Annotated in this window: 13 protein-coding genes and 1 pseudogene; 12 read left to right on the forward strand and 2 right to left on the reverse strand. The window is 70.4% G+C overall.

The genetic code is table 11. The annotated features are described in order from the left end of the window. Window positions 1–299 precede the first annotated feature (299 nt). The 4 genes and pseudogenes from OG861_RS17495 to OG861_RS17510 all read left to right on the forward strand — a co-directional run bounded on the left by OG861_RS17495 (window position 300) and on the right by OG861_RS17510 (window position 4253). The gene (locus tag OG861_RS17495; RefSeq protein ID WP_329196239.1) at window positions 300–1502 is read left to right on the forward strand and encodes a tetratricopeptide repeat protein; all 1203 of its coding nucleotides are present in this window, start codon (window positions 300–302) and stop codon (window positions 1500–1502) included. Window positions 1503–2324: 822 nt separating this feature from the next. Continuing rightward, window positions 2325–3581, forward strand: coding sequence for a serine hydrolase domain-containing protein (locus tag OG861_RS17500; protein ID WP_329196237.1), 1257 nt, complete (start codon window positions 2325–2327; stop codon window positions 3579–3581). A 98-nt stretch (window positions 3582–3679) separates the two neighbouring features. Continuing rightward, a pseudogene (locus OG861_RS17505) lies at window positions 3680–3862 on the forward strand (SigE family RNA polymerase sigma factor); the annotation flags it as partial. Window positions 3863–3881: 19 nt separating this feature from the next. Then, window positions 3882–4253: a hypothetical protein gene (locus tag OG861_RS17510; RefSeq protein ID WP_329196235.1), complete on the forward strand. Its 372-nt coding sequence runs from the start codon at window positions 3882–3884 to the stop codon at window positions 4251–4253. Window positions 4254–4290: 37 nt separating this feature from the next. Here the strand turns inward: OG861_RS17510 and OG861_RS17515 are convergent, their stop codons facing one another. Beyond that, window positions 4291–5973, reverse strand: coding sequence for a bifunctional 3'-5' exonuclease/DNA polymerase (locus tag OG861_RS17515; protein WP_329196233.1), 1683 nt, complete (start codon window positions 5971–5973; stop codon window positions 4291–4293). Between the two features lie 591 nt (window positions 5974–6564). Between OG861_RS17515 and OG861_RS17520 the strand changes: the two genes are divergently transcribed. The 3 genes from OG861_RS17520 (at window position 6565) to OG861_RS17530 (ending at window position 10325) form a co-directional block, all read left to right on the forward strand. Continuing rightward, window positions 6565–7731 (forward strand): DUF2786 domain-containing protein, encoded by a 1167-nt coding sequence (locus OG861_RS17520; RefSeq protein WP_329196231.1) that lies wholly within the window; start codon window positions 6565–6567, stop codon window positions 7729–7731. 157 nt (window positions 7732–7888) lie between these two features. Further along, window positions 7889–9940, forward strand: coding sequence for an FUSC family protein (locus OG861_RS17525; protein ID WP_329196229.1), 2052 nt, complete (start codon window positions 7889–7891; stop codon window positions 9938–9940). Between the two features lie 139 nt (window positions 9941–10079). Further along, window positions 10080–10325, forward strand: a complete 246-nt coding sequence (locus OG861_RS17530; protein WP_329196227.1) for a DUF397 domain-containing protein — start codon at window positions 10080–10082, stop codon at window positions 10323–10325. 159 nt (window positions 10326–10484) lie between these two features. Here OG861_RS17530 and OG861_RS17535 read toward each other — a convergent pair whose 3' ends face one another. Next, window positions 10485–10994 (reverse strand): ATP-binding protein, encoded by a 510-nt coding sequence (locus OG861_RS17535; protein ID WP_329196225.1) that lies wholly within the window; start codon window positions 10992–10994, stop codon window positions 10485–10487. Window positions 10995–11348: 354 nt separating this feature from the next. Between OG861_RS17535 and OG861_RS17540 the strand changes: the two genes are divergently transcribed. The 5 genes from OG861_RS17540 to OG861_RS17560 all read left to right on the forward strand — a co-directional run bounded on the left by OG861_RS17540 (window position 11349) and on the right by OG861_RS17560 (window position 17497). Continuing rightward, a complete protein-coding gene (locus OG861_RS17540) occupies window positions 11349–12227 on the forward strand; it encodes a helix-turn-helix domain-containing protein (RefSeq protein WP_329196223.1) in 879 nt (292 codons plus the stop codon). 92 nt (window positions 12228–12319) lie between these two features. Continuing rightward, window positions 12320–13777: an aldehyde dehydrogenase family protein gene (locus OG861_RS17545; protein WP_329196221.1), complete on the forward strand. Its 1458-nt coding sequence runs from the start codon at window positions 12320–12322 to the stop codon at window positions 13775–13777. Between the two features lie 167 nt (window positions 13778–13944). Then, on the forward strand, window positions 13945–16020 hold the full coding sequence (gene mrdA, locus OG861_RS17550) for a penicillin-binding protein 2 (protein ID WP_329196219.1): 2076 nt from the start codon (window positions 13945–13947) through the stop codon (window positions 16018–16020). Window positions 16021–16112: 92 nt separating this feature from the next. Continuing rightward, window positions 16113–16655, forward strand: coding sequence for a DinB family protein (locus OG861_RS17555; protein WP_329196217.1), 543 nt, complete (start codon window positions 16113–16115; stop codon window positions 16653–16655). Between the two features lie 83 nt (window positions 16656–16738). Continuing rightward, window positions 16739–17497 carry a MerR family transcriptional regulator gene (locus tag OG861_RS17560; RefSeq protein ID WP_329196216.1) on the forward strand — a complete coding sequence of 253 codons (759 nt, stop codon included), beginning with the start codon at window positions 16739–16741 and terminating at the stop codon, window positions 17495–17497. Window positions 17498–17591: the final 94 nt, after the last annotated feature.

The following is a 17591-nucleotide window of genomic DNA, read 5'->3' on the forward strand; positions in this document are numbered from 1 at the left end:
TAGATGGGAGGCGGTCCTGAGTAGCCGTGTGATCGCCAGCTCGTGTGGTTGACGCCTGGCACCGGCGGTGTTGCACACCACCAGCTCCCACGCACCGGTCTGCTGTCACCCACTTCCTGACGAGTCGGAGTGGATACGCCTCCACTGCACCAGCCAACTCGGCGGATGTGCATAGGAAGTCCGACTAGAGGTGCAAAGTGTGCCACTCAGTGCCAAGCTGAGAGATGAAGGCGGGGGCAGCAAGCCTCTTTCCCTCGATCCTTACCCAGGACACACCTCGCCGCGGTGGAGGTAGCCACATGGCCGCCGATTTCATAGCTGCGCAAGGAAGTTCGACGAACTGGGCGCTTGTCGGTCCTCTCATTGGCGCCGCAGTGGCAGCGATAGGCCTCTTTTTTGCGGAACGGCACCGAAAAACAGAGACGGTGCAAACCGTGGTTGATCGGGCAGTTGATGCGAGAATCGGGCAAGTATTTCGCGAATTCAACGAGTATGAGTCTTCTGCCAGAGCTGCCTTGGAAGGCGCCCAGGGAATGGAGCGACAGCTGCAGCAACAGCTTGAGGCGTCGGAGTCGCTTGCAAACAGGTTGGGAGATCTCCTTGGGTCCGGCGATGAGGCTGTCTCGACCCTAGAGAGTTCCAAGGCGATGATTCCGGCGCTATTGTTGGAGAACGCGAGAAGTGCCGAGATTCCGGTGGCGCTTGGCCACCTTTCATCCCTCGCAAACTCTCCGATTGCTGCATCGGATGAATTTGAACGAGGAGGTGATATGGCCGGCAGACTCCAGAGCTATGAACTTGCCCTAAGGCTGTATGAGAGGGCAGTCGAGGTAACCCCTCAAAATGCTACAGCCAGAGCGTCCCTGATCCGCATGCGCGTGCGCCTCGGGAAGGTTGCTGTAGCGGACGCGGTTGTAGAACTAGCAGAGCTGACACTGGCGAACCCAAACAATCGCCTCGTCCTCATGGAAGCGTGTAATACCTGCAAGGATTTTGATGACTATGAGTCACTCAGAATCCTTTGCGAAAAGATGCTGAAGGTAGCCCCAAAAAATTCGGTGGCTTGGAGGAATCTTGCGATTGCGCTAGAAAATCTGGACTCTTCGACCGAAGCAGTGGAGAATGCTTACGAAAATGCGTTCCAGTTCATCAAGGTAGGATTTGATGAGACCAGTGACATAGCGAACGCCGCCAAAGCGTACGTTAACTTCCTTAAAGCTCAAAAGAAATTTGACAAGGCGCATGAGATTTTAAAGCGAGGCCTTGAGGCTGACCCCGGATCGGAGATACTTCTGATATTGCGCGGCGATCTTGAGGTGGCGAGTAATGGCGATATGAAGCTTGCTACGTGGTGCTACCGTGAAGTGGTCAACAGAAAGAATCCGAGCACCCTGCAGCTGGCAGCATCGAAACTGGAAGAATTGGCTAAGCGTGCAGACTTGCAGAAAGTGGGAATAATTTCGGGGGCAACTGCCGAAAAGCCATCTTGGATGAAATTCTGACGGGCTGGTCTATTCCGCTTGCGCGGTGCCTGTCTGCGGGGCCAGACATATCGTCTCAGGGTGAATGTACTTCGGGAAAAGGGCGTGTCCGGCAGGCACGTTGAGCCCTCCCGCAGTCAGGCGCGTGATGCATGAATGAAGCCGTAGCGCTCGTCGCGGTCCTACAGCATCCAGTGCGCACGAACGCCGCCTCGTGCCGGGGGATGTGACGATGCCTGCCGGTCAAGGAGCACCCCGGGCATGACGGATGGGCTGGCGACGGACGGAGCTGAGGAGGACCTGGGCAGTTCCTGCCCGTTCGGCCAATGGCCACATTGGGCTAGGTTCGTATACGCGATCTTCCAAGATGCTGCAGAGCAGCCAGCGACCGGTCTCAGTTGTGGGCTCTTTCAGCGCTGGATCCGGCGAGGTGCGCGGGTGTCCTCCGACGTCCGGCTCTAGGTGCGAGCAGGGGTGTGACGCCCGCGGGGAACGTCGGTGGAGGCTAGTGGACCAAGATCGGACAACTCGTAATGCGTAGGTCTCGGGTTCGAATCCCGAAGGCGGCTCGGATTAGCCCCAGGACTCACTCGCCGTGACCTGGGGCTTTTTCATGCCCTGACCAGTCGGGGGCGGAACGCGATGACCTTCGCGCCCTCGTGCGTGCCCATTGCGTGCCCATTGTGCTGAGTGGGAACGGGTGTGACCTCGACCTCACCCTCGACCGGGGCGGCGACCTCAAGGGGCCGCCGGGCGGCCTCAGACGAGTTCTGTGCCGCGGCGAGGGGTGTCGGGCTAGGTTGGGTTGGTGGTGCTCAGGGGTCTCGTGGTAGGAGGCCTGGCATGACGAAACGGTGGCGCGGTGCGGCGGTCGGAGCAGCCGCGGTGGGGCTCGTGGCGGTGCCGCTCGGCGTGAGCGCCGGGTACGGCTGGGACATGTCCGCCACCCCGGCGTCCGTGGCGCGTACCGCGGTGCAGCCGTCGGCCACTGTGACCCAGCCTTCGCCTTCGGCCTCCGACGAGTTCGCGCAACTGACCCCCGCTGTGGTGCGCCAGCTGGATGCAGCCATCCAGAAGGTGATGAAGGACGCCCAGGTCCCCGGGGTGATCGTCTCCCTCTCGGCACCCGGCAAGGGCACTTACGAGCGGGCTTTCGGCGTGGCCGACAAGGCCAACGGTGCGCCGATGACACCGGATCTGAACATGCGGATCGGCAGCGAGACCAAGACGTTCACGGTCACCGCCCTGCTCAAGCTGGTCGACGCGGGCAAGGTCGGGCTCGACGACCCCATCGGCACGTACGTGTCCGGCGTTCCCAACGGGGACCGGATCACTCTGCGCCAGCTCGCCGGGATGCGCAGCGGCCTGTTCAACTACTCCGAGGACCCGGGGTTCTTCAAGGCCCTGACCAGCAACCCGCGACGACCGTTCACCCCGCGCGAACTGCTGGCGTTCGCCTTCAAACACCCGGTGATGTTCGCGCCGGGAGCGAAGTTCTCCTACTGCAACACCAACCTGATCCTGCTGGGACTGGTGGTGGAGAAGGTGAGCGGGGACAAGCTGGCCGACTACATCCAGCACAACGTGATCGAACCCGCCGGGCTGCACCACACCCTTTTCCCGACGGGCTCGGAGTTCCCGAAGCCGCACGCCCAGGGCTACACGAACCAGACCGCCTCCGGTAAGACGGAGGACGCGGCGGACTGGAACCCCTCCTGGGGCTGGGCCGCCGGAGCGATGATCTCCGACCGTGAGGACCTGCGGACATGGGCCAGGGTGGTGGCCACCGGAACCCTGCTGACGCCGCAGACCCAGGCCCAGCGGTTGAAGGTCCTGAACGCGGACAACATCCCGGACTCCGGCTACGGACTCGGCATCTTCAACGTCGAAGGCTGGATCGGGCACAACGGCTCCCTGCCGGGCTACGAGTCCCTGACCGTCTACCTGCCGGGTCCGCAGGCCACCTTGGTAGTGCTGCTCAACACGGACATCACGTACCAGGGCTCGGAGCCCAGCACCCTGTTCGGGCAGGCGATCACCAAGACGGTTACCCCGAAGCACGTCTTCGACCTGCCCGCCCAGCCGGTGACGGGCCACTGAGGGCTGCGCCAACCGCCGGGCGATCAAAGACGTTTCACGTGAAACATCCGCGCGCGGTCATCGCGTCAATGGGGTGAGAGAGACGCGAGGGGGAGGGCATGCGGCAAGGTCGCAGAGACGGGTCCCGCGAGTTCGCGTCGGACAGATCGGGACCGTTGTACCGGTCGGCGTGCCTGCTCGCGAGTGGGGACACCCACCTCGCGGAGGACCTGGTCCAGGAAACCCTGGGCCGGATGTACGTGTTGTGGGGCCGGGTGTCCCGTATCGACAATCCGGCCGCCTAGCAACGGCGGGGACGTCGTGCTCGACGACGGGAAGGGCCGGTCGCTGATCCAGCTGTCCTACCAGGTCATCGAGGAGTACCCGGGCGGCCGGGCCGGTGAACAGCTCACCGACCACTACCGGGCCGAGAGCGACGCGGGGCGCGGGACATTCACCAGGACACCGGACGGCGCCGCGATGCTGACCGAACAGCACCCGCGCGGCGACGGCGGGGCGGGCGTGGTCGAGTGGAGCGTGGACGTGCTGCACCCGAACGGGCTGCGACTGATCGTCAGGGGGTACAACTCGGAAGGCCCGGACGAGCCCGCGACGCGCACCGCGCCCGCGCTGACGATGGAACAGCTCACGGCCATGGCGATGGACGGTCGCTGGTCGCAGTTGCCGAAGTAGGGCGCAGCCGGGGGCGTCGGCGGGGCGCTGGGCGGACTCACTTCGCGTCGGCGTAGCACTCCACGACGGCCGTGCTGAACGGGAACCGGACTGGGGTGTCGCCGAAGGTGATCCGGCCGGCCCGGTCGCCGGCCGCGCGGATGGCCTCCACGACGGCCCCGGCCTCCTCGGCCGGGCAGTGCACGATCACCTCGTCGTGCTGGAAGAAGACCAGCTCGGCGCGGAGGCCGGCGGCGGCGATGTCCTGCCGGAGGGCGGCGAGCATGAGCAGCGCCCAGTCGGCGGCGCTGCCTTGCACGACGAAGTTGCGGGTGAAGCGGCCGCGGGCGCGGGTGTCGGTCGAGGCGTAGCCCGGGGTCCAGCCGCCGTCCTCCCGGTCCTGTGGGATCCCGGCCTCGCCGCCGTCTTCTTCGGTGGAGCCGGCGGGCGGCGGGCAGGTCCGGCCGAGCCAGGTGCGTACCAGTCGGCCCTCTTCGCCCGCCTTGGCGGCGTCGTCCACGTAGGCCACGGCCCGGGGGAACCGGCGGCGGAGCGCGGCCAGGTTCTTGAGGCCGTCCCCGGAGGTCTGTCCGTAGACCGCGCCGAGCACGGCCAGCTTGGCCTTGTCCCGGTCGCCGGAGAAGCCGTGGCGGGAGATGGAGGTGTAGAGGTCCTCCGGGCGGCCGGCCACCTCCATGAAGGCCGGGTCGCGGGAGATCGCGGCGAGCACCCGGGGTTCCATCTGGTCGGCGTCGGCGACGACGAGCCGCCAGCCAGGGTCGGCGACGACGGCCCGGCGGATCACCTTGGGGATCTGCAGGGCGCCTCCGCCGTTGGTGACCCAGCGGCCCGTCAGGGTGCCGCCGGGGATGAACTCGGGCCGGAAGCGGCCGTCGTGGACCCAGTCGCCGAGCCAGGACCAGCCGTGGGCGGTGTAGATCCGGTACAGCTTCTTGAACTCGATGAGCGGGGCCACGGCCGGGTGGTCGATGCCCTGGATCTCCCAGCGCCGGGTGGACTTGAGCTTGATCCCGGCCTCGGCGAAGGCCTTGACGACATCGGCGGGCAGCTCGGGGTGCACGCGCCGGCCGAACGCGGTGGAGATGCGGTCGGCGAGTTCCGCGAGGCGGCGGGGCGCGCCGCCGCCCGCGTACCGCTCGCCGAGCAGCTCGGTGAGCAGGGCCCGGTGCACGTCGGCCCGCCAGGGCAGGCCGGCCCGGTGCATCTCGGCGGCGACCAGGAAAGCGGCGGACTCGGCGGCGGTGAGCAGGCGGGTGCGGTCGGGGTGGGCGGTGGCGTCGTGCCGTCGCGCCTGGTCGGCGTGGACGGCGATGAGCGCGTCCAGCGGTACCGGGGCGGGGCGCGGATCGAAGAGGGAATCCTGCGTCCCGGGCTCGGCGGCGCGCGCCGGCGGGTCGGGCGGGACCGGCAGGCCGCTCAGCCGGGCCCAGGCGGCCGCGGCCGAGCGGGGTTCGCCGAACCGGCCTTCGTGGCGCAAGAGCAGCAGTTCGGCGTCCTCGACGTCGTAGCACCGCTCGACCCGCACTCCGGCGGCCAGCAGGCGGGGGTAGACGGAGGCGGTCGACTGCCACACCCAGCGCGTGCCCTCGGGCGCGGCGCGGACCGCCTCGGCGGGCTCGCGCACCCGCAGCGGCGCCGTCCCGGCGGGGGCCAGGGGTGCGGCGTGCCACCAGCCGTCGCCGTCCTCGGCGAGGGCCCACCGGCCGGCGTGCTCGTTCATGGGTGCGAGTGTCCCACCGGGGGCTGACAGCGGACCGGCGCACCGGGCCGCCCGGGGCGGCGGACGCGCTGGGGGGCCGGGGCCCTGACCCCGGGCCCCCGCCCGGGGCCGGGGGCCCGCGCCCCGCGGCCCTGACCCCGGGCCTCTCACCCGGGGCCTCCCGGGGCTCGGGTGGACCCCGGGCCGGGGCACGGGGCGGGGACCCGAGCCGGAGTCCCGGCAAGGACCCGGGCCGGGGCCCCGGGGCGAGAGCCCGGCGAAAGCCCGGCGAAAGCCCGGGGTCAGAGTCCGTAGAAGACCCGGGCCTTCGTCGGGCCTTTGCCGGGTTCTTGCCTCGCGCCTTCGTCGGGCTCTGGCCCCGGGCTTTCGCCGGGCCTTCGTGCTCGGCCTTCGCCCCGGGGCCCCGCCTCGGGCGCCCGGTCAGGGGCCTTGGCGGGATACCGCCCCGGAACCCGGCCCCGGCTTCATGCCCCCGGCACGGGCTGTGCCCCGGGCCTTCACCGGCCCTCGCCGGCCCCGCCGCGGGTGCCCGCCCCCGCCCCCGCCGCCGGCATCAGCGGGGGTGGGGGCGGACATGCCAAGCTGAGGGGTGTGAAAGACATCGTCGACCGCGCCTGCGAAGCAGCCCTCTACGCCCAGGGCGACGCCGCGCTGGACACCGGTGCCTCGCTGCTCGCCGCCGACCCCGCCCGCTGGAGCGGAGCCGCGGCGGAGCTGCTGGCGCGCGGGGAGACGTACGTACGGCAGGCGTGGGAGCGCGGCTGGCGACCGGCCGACGTGCTCCGGCTGGTCCGCCGGGACCTGGACGAGCGGCACGCGCGGATCACCGCCGACCTCGTCGCGGCCGAGGCGCGGCGCTACGCACGGCTGCCGGAGCGGTGGACCGACGCCGAGGTGTGGTGGCAGCAGGACGACCGCTACGGCGACCAGCTGGCGCAGCGCGAGAAGACGGACCGGTTCACGCTGGCGACGGCGGTGCTGGAGGTGTTCCGGCTGCTGATCCGGCTGCCGTCGGTCGAGCCGGTCGGGCCGCTGCCCGGCGACCCGTCCGACCTCGGCGAGCACGCGCACATCGAGCCGCGGATGCTCGGGCGGATCCGCGCCCTGCTGGCGAAGGCCGAGGCGACCACCTACCCGGAGGAGGCGGAGGCGCTGAGCGCGAAGGCGCAGGAGCTGATGGCCCGGCACACGGTCGACGAGGCCCTGCTCGCCGCCGGGGGCGGGGGGCCGGCCCGGACGCCCGGTGCCTGCCGGATCGGCGTGGAGCCGCCGTACGAGGAGGCCAAGGCGGTGCTGCTCGACGCGGTGGCCACCGCCAACCGGTGCCGGGCGGTGTGGAACAGCGGCTTCTTCTTCTCGACGGTGGTCGGCTTCGAGAGCGACCTGGAGGCGGTGGAGCTGCTGTACACCTCGCTGCTCGTGCAGGGCACGGCGGCGATGACCCGCGCGGAGGCGGCTCAGCGCTCGGGCGGCCGCAAGCGCACGAAGACCTTCCGGCAGTCGTTCCTGCTCGCCTACGCCAGCCGGCTCGGGCACCGCCTGGCGCAGACGGCGGAGCACACGGTGTCCGAGACCCCGGCGCACCTGCCCGCGCTGGTGGCCCGGGACGTCGCCGTCACCTCCCGGGCAGAGGAGATGTTCCCCCGCACCACGACCACCCGCCTGCGCGGCGCCACCGACCACGCGGGCTGGGAAGACGGCACGGCCGCCGCCGACCGCGCCCACATGACGGGCCGCCGCCACCCCCTGCCCGGCTGAGGCTCCGGGCCTGCCCCGCCGGCGGTGCGCGCCGGCCGGTGTCCGGTCCGGGGTTCGGCGGCGCACGGCGGCCGGTGTCGGGTCCGGGGTTCCGCCGCGCGCGGCTGCCGGTGTCGGGTCCGGGGTTCGGCCGCGGCCGGCCGTTACGCTCGGGCCCATGGGCTGGCTCCGGGCGTTGCAGGACACCGCCCGGAGCGGGATGAAGGTGGAGCGCGCGCGGTCGGAGCCGCTCGTCGCCGTGCGGGCCGCCGTCGGGCTGGCGATCGTGATCGGGGCCGGGCTGGCCCTCCTCGGGCCGGGGGCGGCCGCGAGTTCCGCCTTCGGGGCCTTCACGGCCGCCATCGCCACCCTCCAGCAGAGCTGGCGCCCGCGCCCCGCGCTGGCCCTCGTCTCCGGGCTGACCCTGGCCGTGTCCACCTTCGTCGGCTACCTGGTCGGTTCCCGCGACACCCTCGCGTTCCTGGCCCTGCTGGCCGTCTGGACCTTCCTCACGGGCCTGCTGTGGGCGGCAGGCGCCACCGCCGGGATCATCGCCTCCGGCAACGTCGCGATCATGCTGGTCACCGTCACCCTGCCGACCTCCGTCGCACAGGCCGCCGGGCACGCCGCGATGATCGCCGCCGGCGGTGTGGTGCAGGCGCTGCTCATCGTCCTGTTCCCGGTCCGCCGCTGGGGCGCCCAGCGCGACGCCCTCGCCGACGCGCTCGCCGCCGAGGCCGACTACGCCCGCCGGCTGCGCCGGGACCCCCTGGCCCCCTTCGACCCGCAGCCCCTGATGAAGGCACGGGACGCCGCCACCGTGACGGTCCGCCAGGCCCGGCGGCGGCCCGCCGAGCTGCACGGGGCGCGGGGGCTCGCGGAGCGGATCCGCCCGGTGCTGGCCTCGCTGGCCGACCCGGCGGTGGGGGCTCCCGCCGAAGGCTCGGCGCGCGAGCGGGTGTCCGAGCTGCTCGCCGCCGCCGGGGCGGTCCTGGACGCCGCCGCGCGGGCGATCCGGCACGGGGAACCCGTACGGCTCCCCGCGCCGTCCCTCGCGGTGCTGAAGGCTCCCGACCAGGGCGACCTCCTCCAGGGCGCGCCGCTGCGGGCGGCGCGCCGGCTGACGGCGCTGCTGGACGACGTGCTGGAGACCGCCGATCCCGGCTCCGGGCGGACCGCCGATCCCGGCGCCGCGATGCTGCGGCCCGCGCTGCCCGCCCTGGTGCCGCCGGTGGTGAAGGCCGTACGGGGCGAGCTGCGGTCCGGGTCGCCGGTGCTGCGCCACGCGCTGCGGGTCACCGCCGTGGTCTGCGCGGGGTACGCCGTCGGTCTGGCATTGCCGTTCGGGCACGGCTACTGGGCGCCGATGGCCTCCGTCATGGTGATGCGGCCCGACTTCACCCAGACCTGGTCCCGGGCGGTGGCCCGGTTCGGCGGAACCCTCGTCGGGGTGTCCGTGGCCACCGCCACCGTCCGGCTCGCGCAGCCGGGGATGTACCTCTCCGGTCTCCTGGCCGTCCTCAGCGCGGGCCTGATGTACGCGCTGATGCGCACCGGTTACGTCGTCGCGCAGGCCTGCGTCTCGGCCTACGTGGTGTTCCTGCTCGGCATGGGCGGCCTGCGCTGGGACCAGACCGTGCCCGACCGGGTGGCCCTCACCCTGGTCGGCGGTGTCCTGGCGATGGCCGGGTACGCCTTCTACCCGGCCTGGGAGACGCCGCGGCTGCGCACCCGCCTCGCGGACTGGCTGGCGGCCGGCGGACGGTACGCGCACGCCGTGCTCGCCCGGTACGCCGATCCGGGCGGGGTCCGGCCGGAGGACGTCAGGCGGGCGCTGCTCGCCACCCGGGACGCCCGGATCGCCTGGCAGGAAGCGCTCGGCCGGGCCGAGGGGGAACCGGTGCGGCACCGCGGCCTGTCCCGGGCCGCGGCCGACGGCGCGGCGGACGCGGTGGCCGCCCTCGGCCGGGCGGTCATGCTGCTGGAGGCGCACATCCCGGACCGCGCCCACGACCCGGTGCCGGGGGCCGCCGAGCTGGCGGCGGCGGTGCGGGCGGACACCGAGGCCGGTGCGAGAGCGGTGCGGGAGCGGCGGGCCCCGCAGTGGGGCGGGGTCCGGGCGGTTCTGGCCGATCCCGGCTGGGAAGCCCGGGATCCCGGGGTGCTGCGGGCGGCGGCCCAGCACGTGCTGGAGGCGCTGGAGGAGCTCTCTCAGGCGCTGATTCCCTGATCAGCGGCGTGCGAGGGAGACGTACGGCAGTGCAGTGATCACTACGGCACCCTCCGTGCACGTGCATCTGCCCGTGCAGCTCGCCATGAACAGAGCTATGATCCGGTGCAGTTGACATCTGCACTATCGGGGGCTTCCTGTGGACCACGCGTACAACGGGATGGCAGCTGCAGAACTCACTTCCTTGTTCGGGCTGACGTGGCAGAAGAGCAGACACAGCAATTCGCAAGGCTCCTGTGTCGAATTCGCCAAGCTGCCGGGTGGCGACGTCGCGATGCGCAACTCGCGCTTCCCGGACGGCCCGGCGCTCATCTACACGCCCGCCGAGATAGTGGCGCTGCTGCTGGGCGTCAAGGACGGCGAGTTCGATCATCTGGTCGCCTGAACCGCTGACCGCCCGGGAGCCGGGAGCAGCATCACAACAAGCCATGCACGTGCACCGGCCGGGACTGATCGCAGAGATCAATCCCGGCCGGTACGCATGCGGGTCTGGCTGGTAAGCACGTGGCTCGCGCGCCGGACGTCGACCGTCCGCGCCGCCCGCTCAGTCGTGGAGCAGGAACAGGGCCCAGACGACCTTGCCGGTGAGCCGCCCCGCGAGCGGGTGCCAGCCCCAGCTGTCGCTGTAGGAGTCCACCAGGAACAGCCCGCGCCCGGACTCCAGGTCGAAGTTCTCCTCGGTCCGCTCGGGCGAGAACGCCCCGCCCGGCCGGTCCTCGCTGGGGTCCCGCACCGCGCACACCAGCCGGGTGCTCCACCGCATCAGGTGCAGCCGTACCGGGGCGTCCGGATCCGGGGCCGGCCCGCGGGCGTCGTCGGGCAGGGCGTGGCGCAGCGCGTTGGTGACGAGTTCCGAGACGACCAGCGACACGTCGTCGAAGCGCTGGTCGAGGCCCCACTGGGACAGCGTCGAACGGGTGAAGGAGCGCGCTCCGCGCACCGCTTCGAAGCGGGCGGGCAAGGCGCAGGAAGCGGACCCCGAGACGGCCGTGGGGTCGACCGGGGGCAACCCCTGCCGTAACGGCTCCAGCATGGTCGATCCATTCGTCCCCATGCGAGGCACTCCCGGGATTCGCGGACGGAGCGGCGTCTCCGGCCAGAAAGAACTGCGGGGTGGGTCCGGCGCCGGCGCGAAGTGCACGCAGGTGCGCGGGGACCATCGTTCCGAATGCCGAAGCCGTATGCAAGGGCAGATGCACGTGCACGCGCCGGACCTGTCCCGTCCCGTGATGGTTCTTGCTCATTTCTTCCTACGCATACTTACGGACTTCTTTTCCGGGACGCCGGATTCCGTTACAGAACGAGTACGGACAGGTGCGTTTTGGTGGCAGACTGCGGCCCCTGGGGTTCGGGGGCCCCAGCGACGCAGCACGCAGACGACAGCGCTGACCACGCGCACACCATTGCGATGGGGAGGGCAGGACTAGTGACCGCAGAAGCCAGCGGTTCCGTGGTGCGCCGCATCCTCCTGGGCTCACAGCTCAGGCGACTCCGAGAATCCCGCGGCATCACCCGTGAGGCGGCCGGCTACTCGATCCGCGCATCCGAATCGAAGATCAGCCGCTTGGAGTTGGGAAGGGTGAGCTTCAAGGCCCGGGACGTCGAAGACCTCCTGACGCTCTACGGAGTCACGGACGGCGCGGAGCGGGAGTCCCTCCTGGGACTGGTCCGCGAGGCCAACGCGGCGGGCTGGTGGCACAGTTACGGCGACGTGCTGCCCGGCTGGTTCCAGACGTACATCGGGCTCGAAGGCGCCGCCTCCCTCATCCGCATCTACGAGGTCCAGTTCGTCCACGGGCTGTTGCAGACGGAGGCCTACGCCCACGCCGTCGTCAAGCGCGGCATGCCGGGCGCCTCCGCGGCCGAGATCGACCGCCGCGTCGCGCTGCGCCTGGAGCGCCAGAAGGTCCTCGTCTCCGAGAGCGCCCCGGTCTTCCACGCCGTCCTCGACGAGGCCGCGCTGCGCCGCCCCTACGGCGACCGCGACGTGATGCGCGGCCAGTTGGAGCACCTCATCGAGGTCTCCCAGCGCCCCAACGTCCAGCTCCAGGTGATGCCCTTCTCCTTCGGCGGCCACGCGGGAGAGAGCGGCGCGTTCACGCTGCTGCGCTTCCCGGAGTCAGACCTCCAGGACATCGTCTATCTGGAACAGCTCACCAGCGCCCTCTACCTGGACAAAGACGAGGAAGTGGCGCAGTACGCACGGGCGATGGAGCGGCTCCAGGCGGACTGCCCCGATCCCGACCAGACCCGCGATCTCCTGCGCGGGCTCCTCCAACTGTCTTGATCCGCACGTAGTATGACGTCTGATCAGTGCATGACGACGACCGATCGGTCTCCGGTGCAGCGCACGGGTGCGCGCTCGCAGTAAGGGATGGCATGTCCATATTCGACGACCTGGCCCACCAGTACATCGATGGCGAATGGCTGCCCGGCGCCGGTTCGTGGGACATCATCGACGTCAACCCCTACAACGGTGAGAAGCTCGCCGCCATCACCGCGGCCACGGTCGAGCAGGTCGACCAGGCCTACCGCGCCGCCGAGCGCGCGCAGCGGGAGTGGGCCGCCACCAGCCCCTACGCGAGACGCGCCGTCCTGGAGCGGGCCCTTCGGATCACCGAGGACCGCCGGAAGGAGATCGTCGAGGCGATGATCGACGAGCTCGGCGGGACCCGTCCCAAGGCCGAGTACGAGGTCCACCTCGCCATGGAGTTCATCCGCGAGGCGATCCAGCTGGCCATCCGCCCCGAAGGCCGGATCCTCCCCTCGCCGGTCGAGGGCAAGGAGAACCGCGTCCAGCGCCTGCCGGTCGGGGTCATCGCCGTCATCAGCCCCTTCAACTTCCCGTTCCTGGTGACCATGAAGTCGGTCGCCCCGGCGCTCGCGCTCGGCAACGCCGTCGTGATCAAGCCGAACCAGAACGCCCCGGTGGTGGGCGGCGGGGTCATCGCCAAGGTCTTCGAGGACGCCGGGCTCCCGGCCGGGCTGCTGAACGTCCTGGTCACCGACATCGCCGAGATAGGCGACGCGATCCTCACCCACCCCGTGCCCAAGGTCATCTCCTTCGCCGGCTCCGACCGGGTCGGGCGGCACGTGGGCGCCGTCGCCGCCCGCCACTTCAAGCGGACCGTCCTCGAACTCAGCGGCAACAGCGCCCTGGTCGTCCTGGACGACGCCGACCTCGACTACGCGGTGGACGCGGCCGTGTTCAGCCGCTTCGTGTACCAGGGCCAGGTCTGTATGGCGGCCAACCGGATCCTCGTGGACGCCTCCGTCGCCGAGGAGTTCACCGCGAAGTTCACGGCCCGGGTCCGCGGCCTCAAGACCGGTGACCCGCGCGAGGCCGACACGCACATCGGTCCCCTCATCAACTCCTTCCAGGCCGACGCCCTGACCGCCCTCGTGGACCGGGCCGTCGAGGAGGGCGCGCAGGCGCTCGTGCGCGGTTCTACGCGCGGCAACCTCGTCGAACCGACGGTGCTGGCCGGGCTGCCCGAGGACTCCCCGCTGCTGGGCCAGGAGATCTTCGGCCCGGTGGCGCTGCTGGTGGTGTTCGACGGCGAGGACGAGGCGGTCCGGCTCACGAACGCGACCCCGTACGGGCTCAGCGGCGCCGTGCACACGCGGGACGTGGAGCGCGGGGTGCGGTTCGCCCAGCGGATCGAGACCGGGATGATCCATGTCAACGACTCCACCATCGGCGACGAGCCGCTGGCGGCCTTCGGGGGCGAGAAGGCCTCGGGGCTCGGCCGGCTGAACGGCGAGGCGACGGTGGAGGCCTTCACCACCCAGAAGTGGATCTCGGTCCAGCACGGCCGGACGAGCTTCCCCTTCTGAGGGCTGCCGGTTCCGAAGGCTTCTCAGGGCTGCCGGTTCCGAAGGCCGGCGAAGGGTTCCGACGGCCGGGCGCCGGCCGCCGGCCGGTCCGCCCGCGGTCCGTTCGGCTTCCCGTTCTACACTCGGCCGGGCAAGCGTCAGGCGGGAACGTCCGGGGGAGAGCCGAGTTGAGCAACATACCGGAGACCGGGCGGACCCCCCGGGTCCAGAACCGACTGGTGATCATCCAGGTGGTGGTCTTCTCGCTGCTGGTCACCCTCGGCGGCCGGCTCTGGTACCTCCAGATACGCAACGGCCAGGAATACACGGACGAGGCGAAGAACAACAACACCCAGCAGGTGGTCCAGCCCGCCGTGCGCGGCTCCATCCTCGACGACCGCGGCGTTGCGCTGGCCGACAACGAGACCCGCATGGTGGTCTCCGCGAGCCGCACCGACCTGTCGAAGATGAAGGACCGCGGCAAGGGCGTCCTGACCCGCCTCGCGGGCGTCCTGGGCCTCCCGCCCGAGGACGTGGTCAACAGCGTCCGGCTCTGCGACGCGAAGACCCCCAAGCCGTGCTGGAACGGATCCCCGTACCAGCCGATCCCGGTCACCGACGAGGCGACCACCGACCAGGTCCTGGAGATACGCGAGCACGCCGAGCAGTTCCCCGGCATCACCGCCGAGCCCACCGCCCTGCGCCGCTACGCCGCCCCCGACCAGGCCAACACCTCCCAGGTGCTCGGCTACCTCTCGCCGGTCACCGACGAGGAGATCAAGAAGGCCAAGAACACCGACTCCCCCTACCTGCGCTCCGACCAGGTGGGCCGCTCCGGCCTGGAGCGCACGTACGACAAGGAGCTGCGCGGCAAGGCGGGCATCACCCGTTACGAGGTGGACAACCTCGGCCGGGTCATCGGAGAGCGCGAGAGCGTGAAGCCGCAGCCCGGCTCGAACATCGTCACGTCGATCGACGCGCGCGTGCAGGCGGTCGCCGAGCGCGAGCTGAACAACGCCATGGTCGAGGCCCGCAAGACCTACGACAAGAACACCGGCAGCAACTACAAGGCCGACTCGGGCGCCGTCGTGGTCATGGAGGCCAAGACGGGCCGGATCGTCGCGATGGCCTCCAACCCGACCTACGACCCCAACGCGTGGGTCGGCGGGATCTCGGCCAAGGACTACAAGGCCCTCACCGACAAGGACTCCAACTACCCGCTGCTCAACCGGGCCATCCAGGGCCAGGCCGCTCCCGGCTCGATCTTCAAGGTGGTCTCCTCGACGGCCGCCGTGAACGCCGGGTACCCCTTCAACGGCCGCTACGGTTGCCCCAGCTCGTACCGGGTCGGGAACCAGACCTTCACCAACTTCGAGTCCCAGGGCTACGGCGACATCACCATCGGCAAGGCCCTCGAGGTCTCCTGCGACACCGTCTACTACGGCATCGCGGACCAGGAGTGGAAGAACGACGGCGGCATCAAGCCGAAGAAGGATCCGGCCGACTGGTTCTTCAAGACGGCCCACGAGTTCGGCCTGGGCAAGCCCACCGGCATCGACCTGCCGAACGAGGTCCCGGGCCGGGTCCCCGACCGGCAGTGGAAGAAGGACTTCTTCGAGGCGAACAAGGCCGCCTGGTGCCGCGACGGCAAGAAGGACGGCAGTTTCGCGGAGAAGATCGCCTACGAGAACTGCCGCCAGGGCAACCAGCTCCGCGAGGGCGACGCGATCAACTACTCCATCGGCCAGGGCGACACCCTCGTCACGCCGGTGCAGATGGCCTCCGTGTACGCGGCCATCGCCAACGGCGGCACGCTCCACCAGCCGAGCGTCGGCAAGGCGGTCGTCAGCGCCGACGGGACCTCGGTCAAGGAGATCGCGCCGAAGGAGCAGGGCCGCCTCCCGATGGACGCCGAGACCCGTGACGACATCGACGGGGCCCTCGCGTCCGTCGTGACCAACGGCAGCGCCGCCTGGCGCTTCGGCGGCTGGCCGCAGAAGCAGATCCCGATGCACGCCAAGACCGGCACCGCCGAGGTCCAGGGCAAGCAGACCACCTCGTGGTTCGCCTCGTACACCGCCGACTACTCGATCGTGATGACGATCTCGCAGGGCGGCACCGGCTCCGGCGCCTCCGGGCCGGCCGTCCGCAACATCTACGAGGCGATGTACGGGCTCGACGACGCGGGCAAGCAGGACCTGTCCAAGGCGCTCCTCCCGCAGCCCCGCTCGGCCCTCCCGGTGATCCGCCCCGACGCCCCGTGATCCTTGCCGATCGAGGACCGAACCTGACCGCAAGCCTGCGTAGCGTGGTCCTCGTCGGCAAGAGAACACCAGACACGAGGCGGTCGGTCAGCATGGTCACCCACGTTCCCGCGGAAGCCCACGGCGACGAGCGCGGCGCGCTCCTGTCCTTCGTGGAGGCCCAGCGCGGCGGCATCCGCCGCTCGGTGCTCGGCCTCAGCGAGGAGCAGGCGGCGAGCCGCCCGAGCGCGAGCGAGCTGTCCCTGTCCGGACTGCTCAAGCACTGCGCGGAGTGCGAGCTCAACTGGCTGCGGATGGCGCAGCAGCGGCCCAACGAGCGGCAGCGCACCGAGGAGGACTGGGCCGACTCCTTCCGGCTCGTCGGCGGGGAGACGGTCGGGGAGGTCCTCGCCTTCTGGGACGACGTGGCGGCGCAGACGGCCGAGTTCGTCGCGGGCCTGGACAGCCTGAACGAGACCTTCCCGCTCCCGGATGCGCCGTGGTTCCCCAAGGACGGCAAGGTCTCGATGCGCTGGCTGCTGCTGCACCTGGTCGAGGAGTTCGCCCGGCACGCCGGGCACGCCGACGTCGTGCGCGAGTCCCTGGACGGCAAGACGGCGTTCGAGCTGGTGGCCCTGGCCTCCAGGCCCGAGTAGCGGTCCTCCGCGGGCACGACTTGCACCTCACGCGGCGTGAGGGCCCACAGTGAGGGGCGTACCCAACCAGAGGAGCGGAAGTGATGGGCTACTCCGTGGGCCAGGTCGCCGGTTTCGCCGGAGTGACGGTGCGCACGCTGCACCACTACGACGAGATCGGCCTGCTCAGCCCGAGCGGGCGCAACCGGGCGGGACACCGGCGGTACGACGACGCCGACCTCGACCGGCTGCAGCGGATCCTGTTCTACCGGGAGCTCGGCTTCCCGCTCGAAGAGGTCGCGGTCCTGCTGGACGACCCGGAATCGGACCCGAGGGAGCACCTGCGCCGGCAGCACGCCCTCCTGTCCGACCGGATCGACCGGCTCCAGCGGATGGCCAAGGCCGTTGAGCACGCCATGGAGGCGCACGAGATGGGAATCAACCTCACGCCCGAGGAGAAGTTCGAGGTCTTCGGGGACAAGGACCCGGAGCAGTACGCGCAGGAGGCCGAGCAGCGCTGGGGCGGCACCGACTCGTACCGCGAGTCGCAGCGCCGGGCGGCCTCGTACACGAAGGACGACTGGAAGCGGATGCAGGCCGAGGCCGCCGACTGGGGCGACCGCTACGCGGCCCTGATGGAGGCCGGAGAGGCCCCAGAAGGCGAGCGGGCCACGGCCATGGCCGAGGAGCACCGGAGGCACATCTCGAAGTGGTTCTACGAGTGCCCGTACGAGATGCACACGTGCCTGGGCGAGATGTACGTCTCGGACGAGCGCTTCAAGGCGTTCTACGACTCCATGCGGCCCGGGCTCGCGGAGCACCTGCGGGACGCCATCCTGGCCAACGCGGTACGCGCCGCGTGATGCGGCCCGGCCGCTCGGTGTGACGAAACCCGCGCGCTGTTTCCCGTACCGCCCCCTCCCGGTCCCTGGAACCCGGCGGGGGCGGTGTGCGTTC

The organism is Streptomyces sp. NBC_00539 (assembly GCF_036346105.1).
In the GTDB taxonomy this organism is placed as follows: Bacteria; Actinomycetota; Actinomycetes; order Streptomycetales; family Streptomycetaceae; genus Streptomyces.

Bases quoted from the DNA above. Each gene is read 5' to 3' on its own strand.
- OG861_RS17515 (WP_329196233.1), bottom strand. From the start codon at position 5,973: ATGAACGAGCACGCCGGCCGGTGGGCCCTCGCCGAGGACGGCGACGGC.
- OG861_RS17555 (WP_329196217.1), top strand. From the start codon at position 16,113: ATGGTCACCCACGTTCCCGCGGAAGCCCACGGCGACGAGCGCGGCGCG.
- OG861_RS17540 (WP_329196223.1), top strand. From the start codon at position 11,349: ATGGGGAGGGCAGGACTAGTGACCGCAGAAGCCAGCGGTTCCGTGGTG.
- OG861_RS17560 (WP_329196216.1), top strand. From the start codon at position 16,739: ATGGGCTACTCCGTGGGCCAGGTCGCCGGTTTCGCCGGAGTGACGGTG.
- OG861_RS17535 (WP_329196225.1), bottom strand. From the start codon at position 10,994: ATGGGGACGAATGGATCGACCATGCTGGAGCCGTTACGGCAGGGGTTG.
- OG861_RS17545 (WP_329196221.1), top strand. From the start codon at position 12,320: ATGTCCATATTCGACGACCTGGCCCACCAGTACATCGATGGCGAATGG.
- OG861_RS17495 (WP_329196239.1), top strand. From the start codon at position 300: ATGGCCGCCGATTTCATAGCTGCGCAAGGAAGTTCGACGAACTGGGCG.
- OG861_RS17525 (WP_329196229.1), top strand. From the start codon at position 7,889: ATGGGCTGGCTCCGGGCGTTGCAGGACACCGCCCGGAGCGGGATGAAG.
- OG861_RS17500 (WP_329196237.1), top strand. From the start codon at position 2,325: ATGACGAAACGGTGGCGCGGTGCGGCGGTCGGAGCAGCCGCGGTGGGG.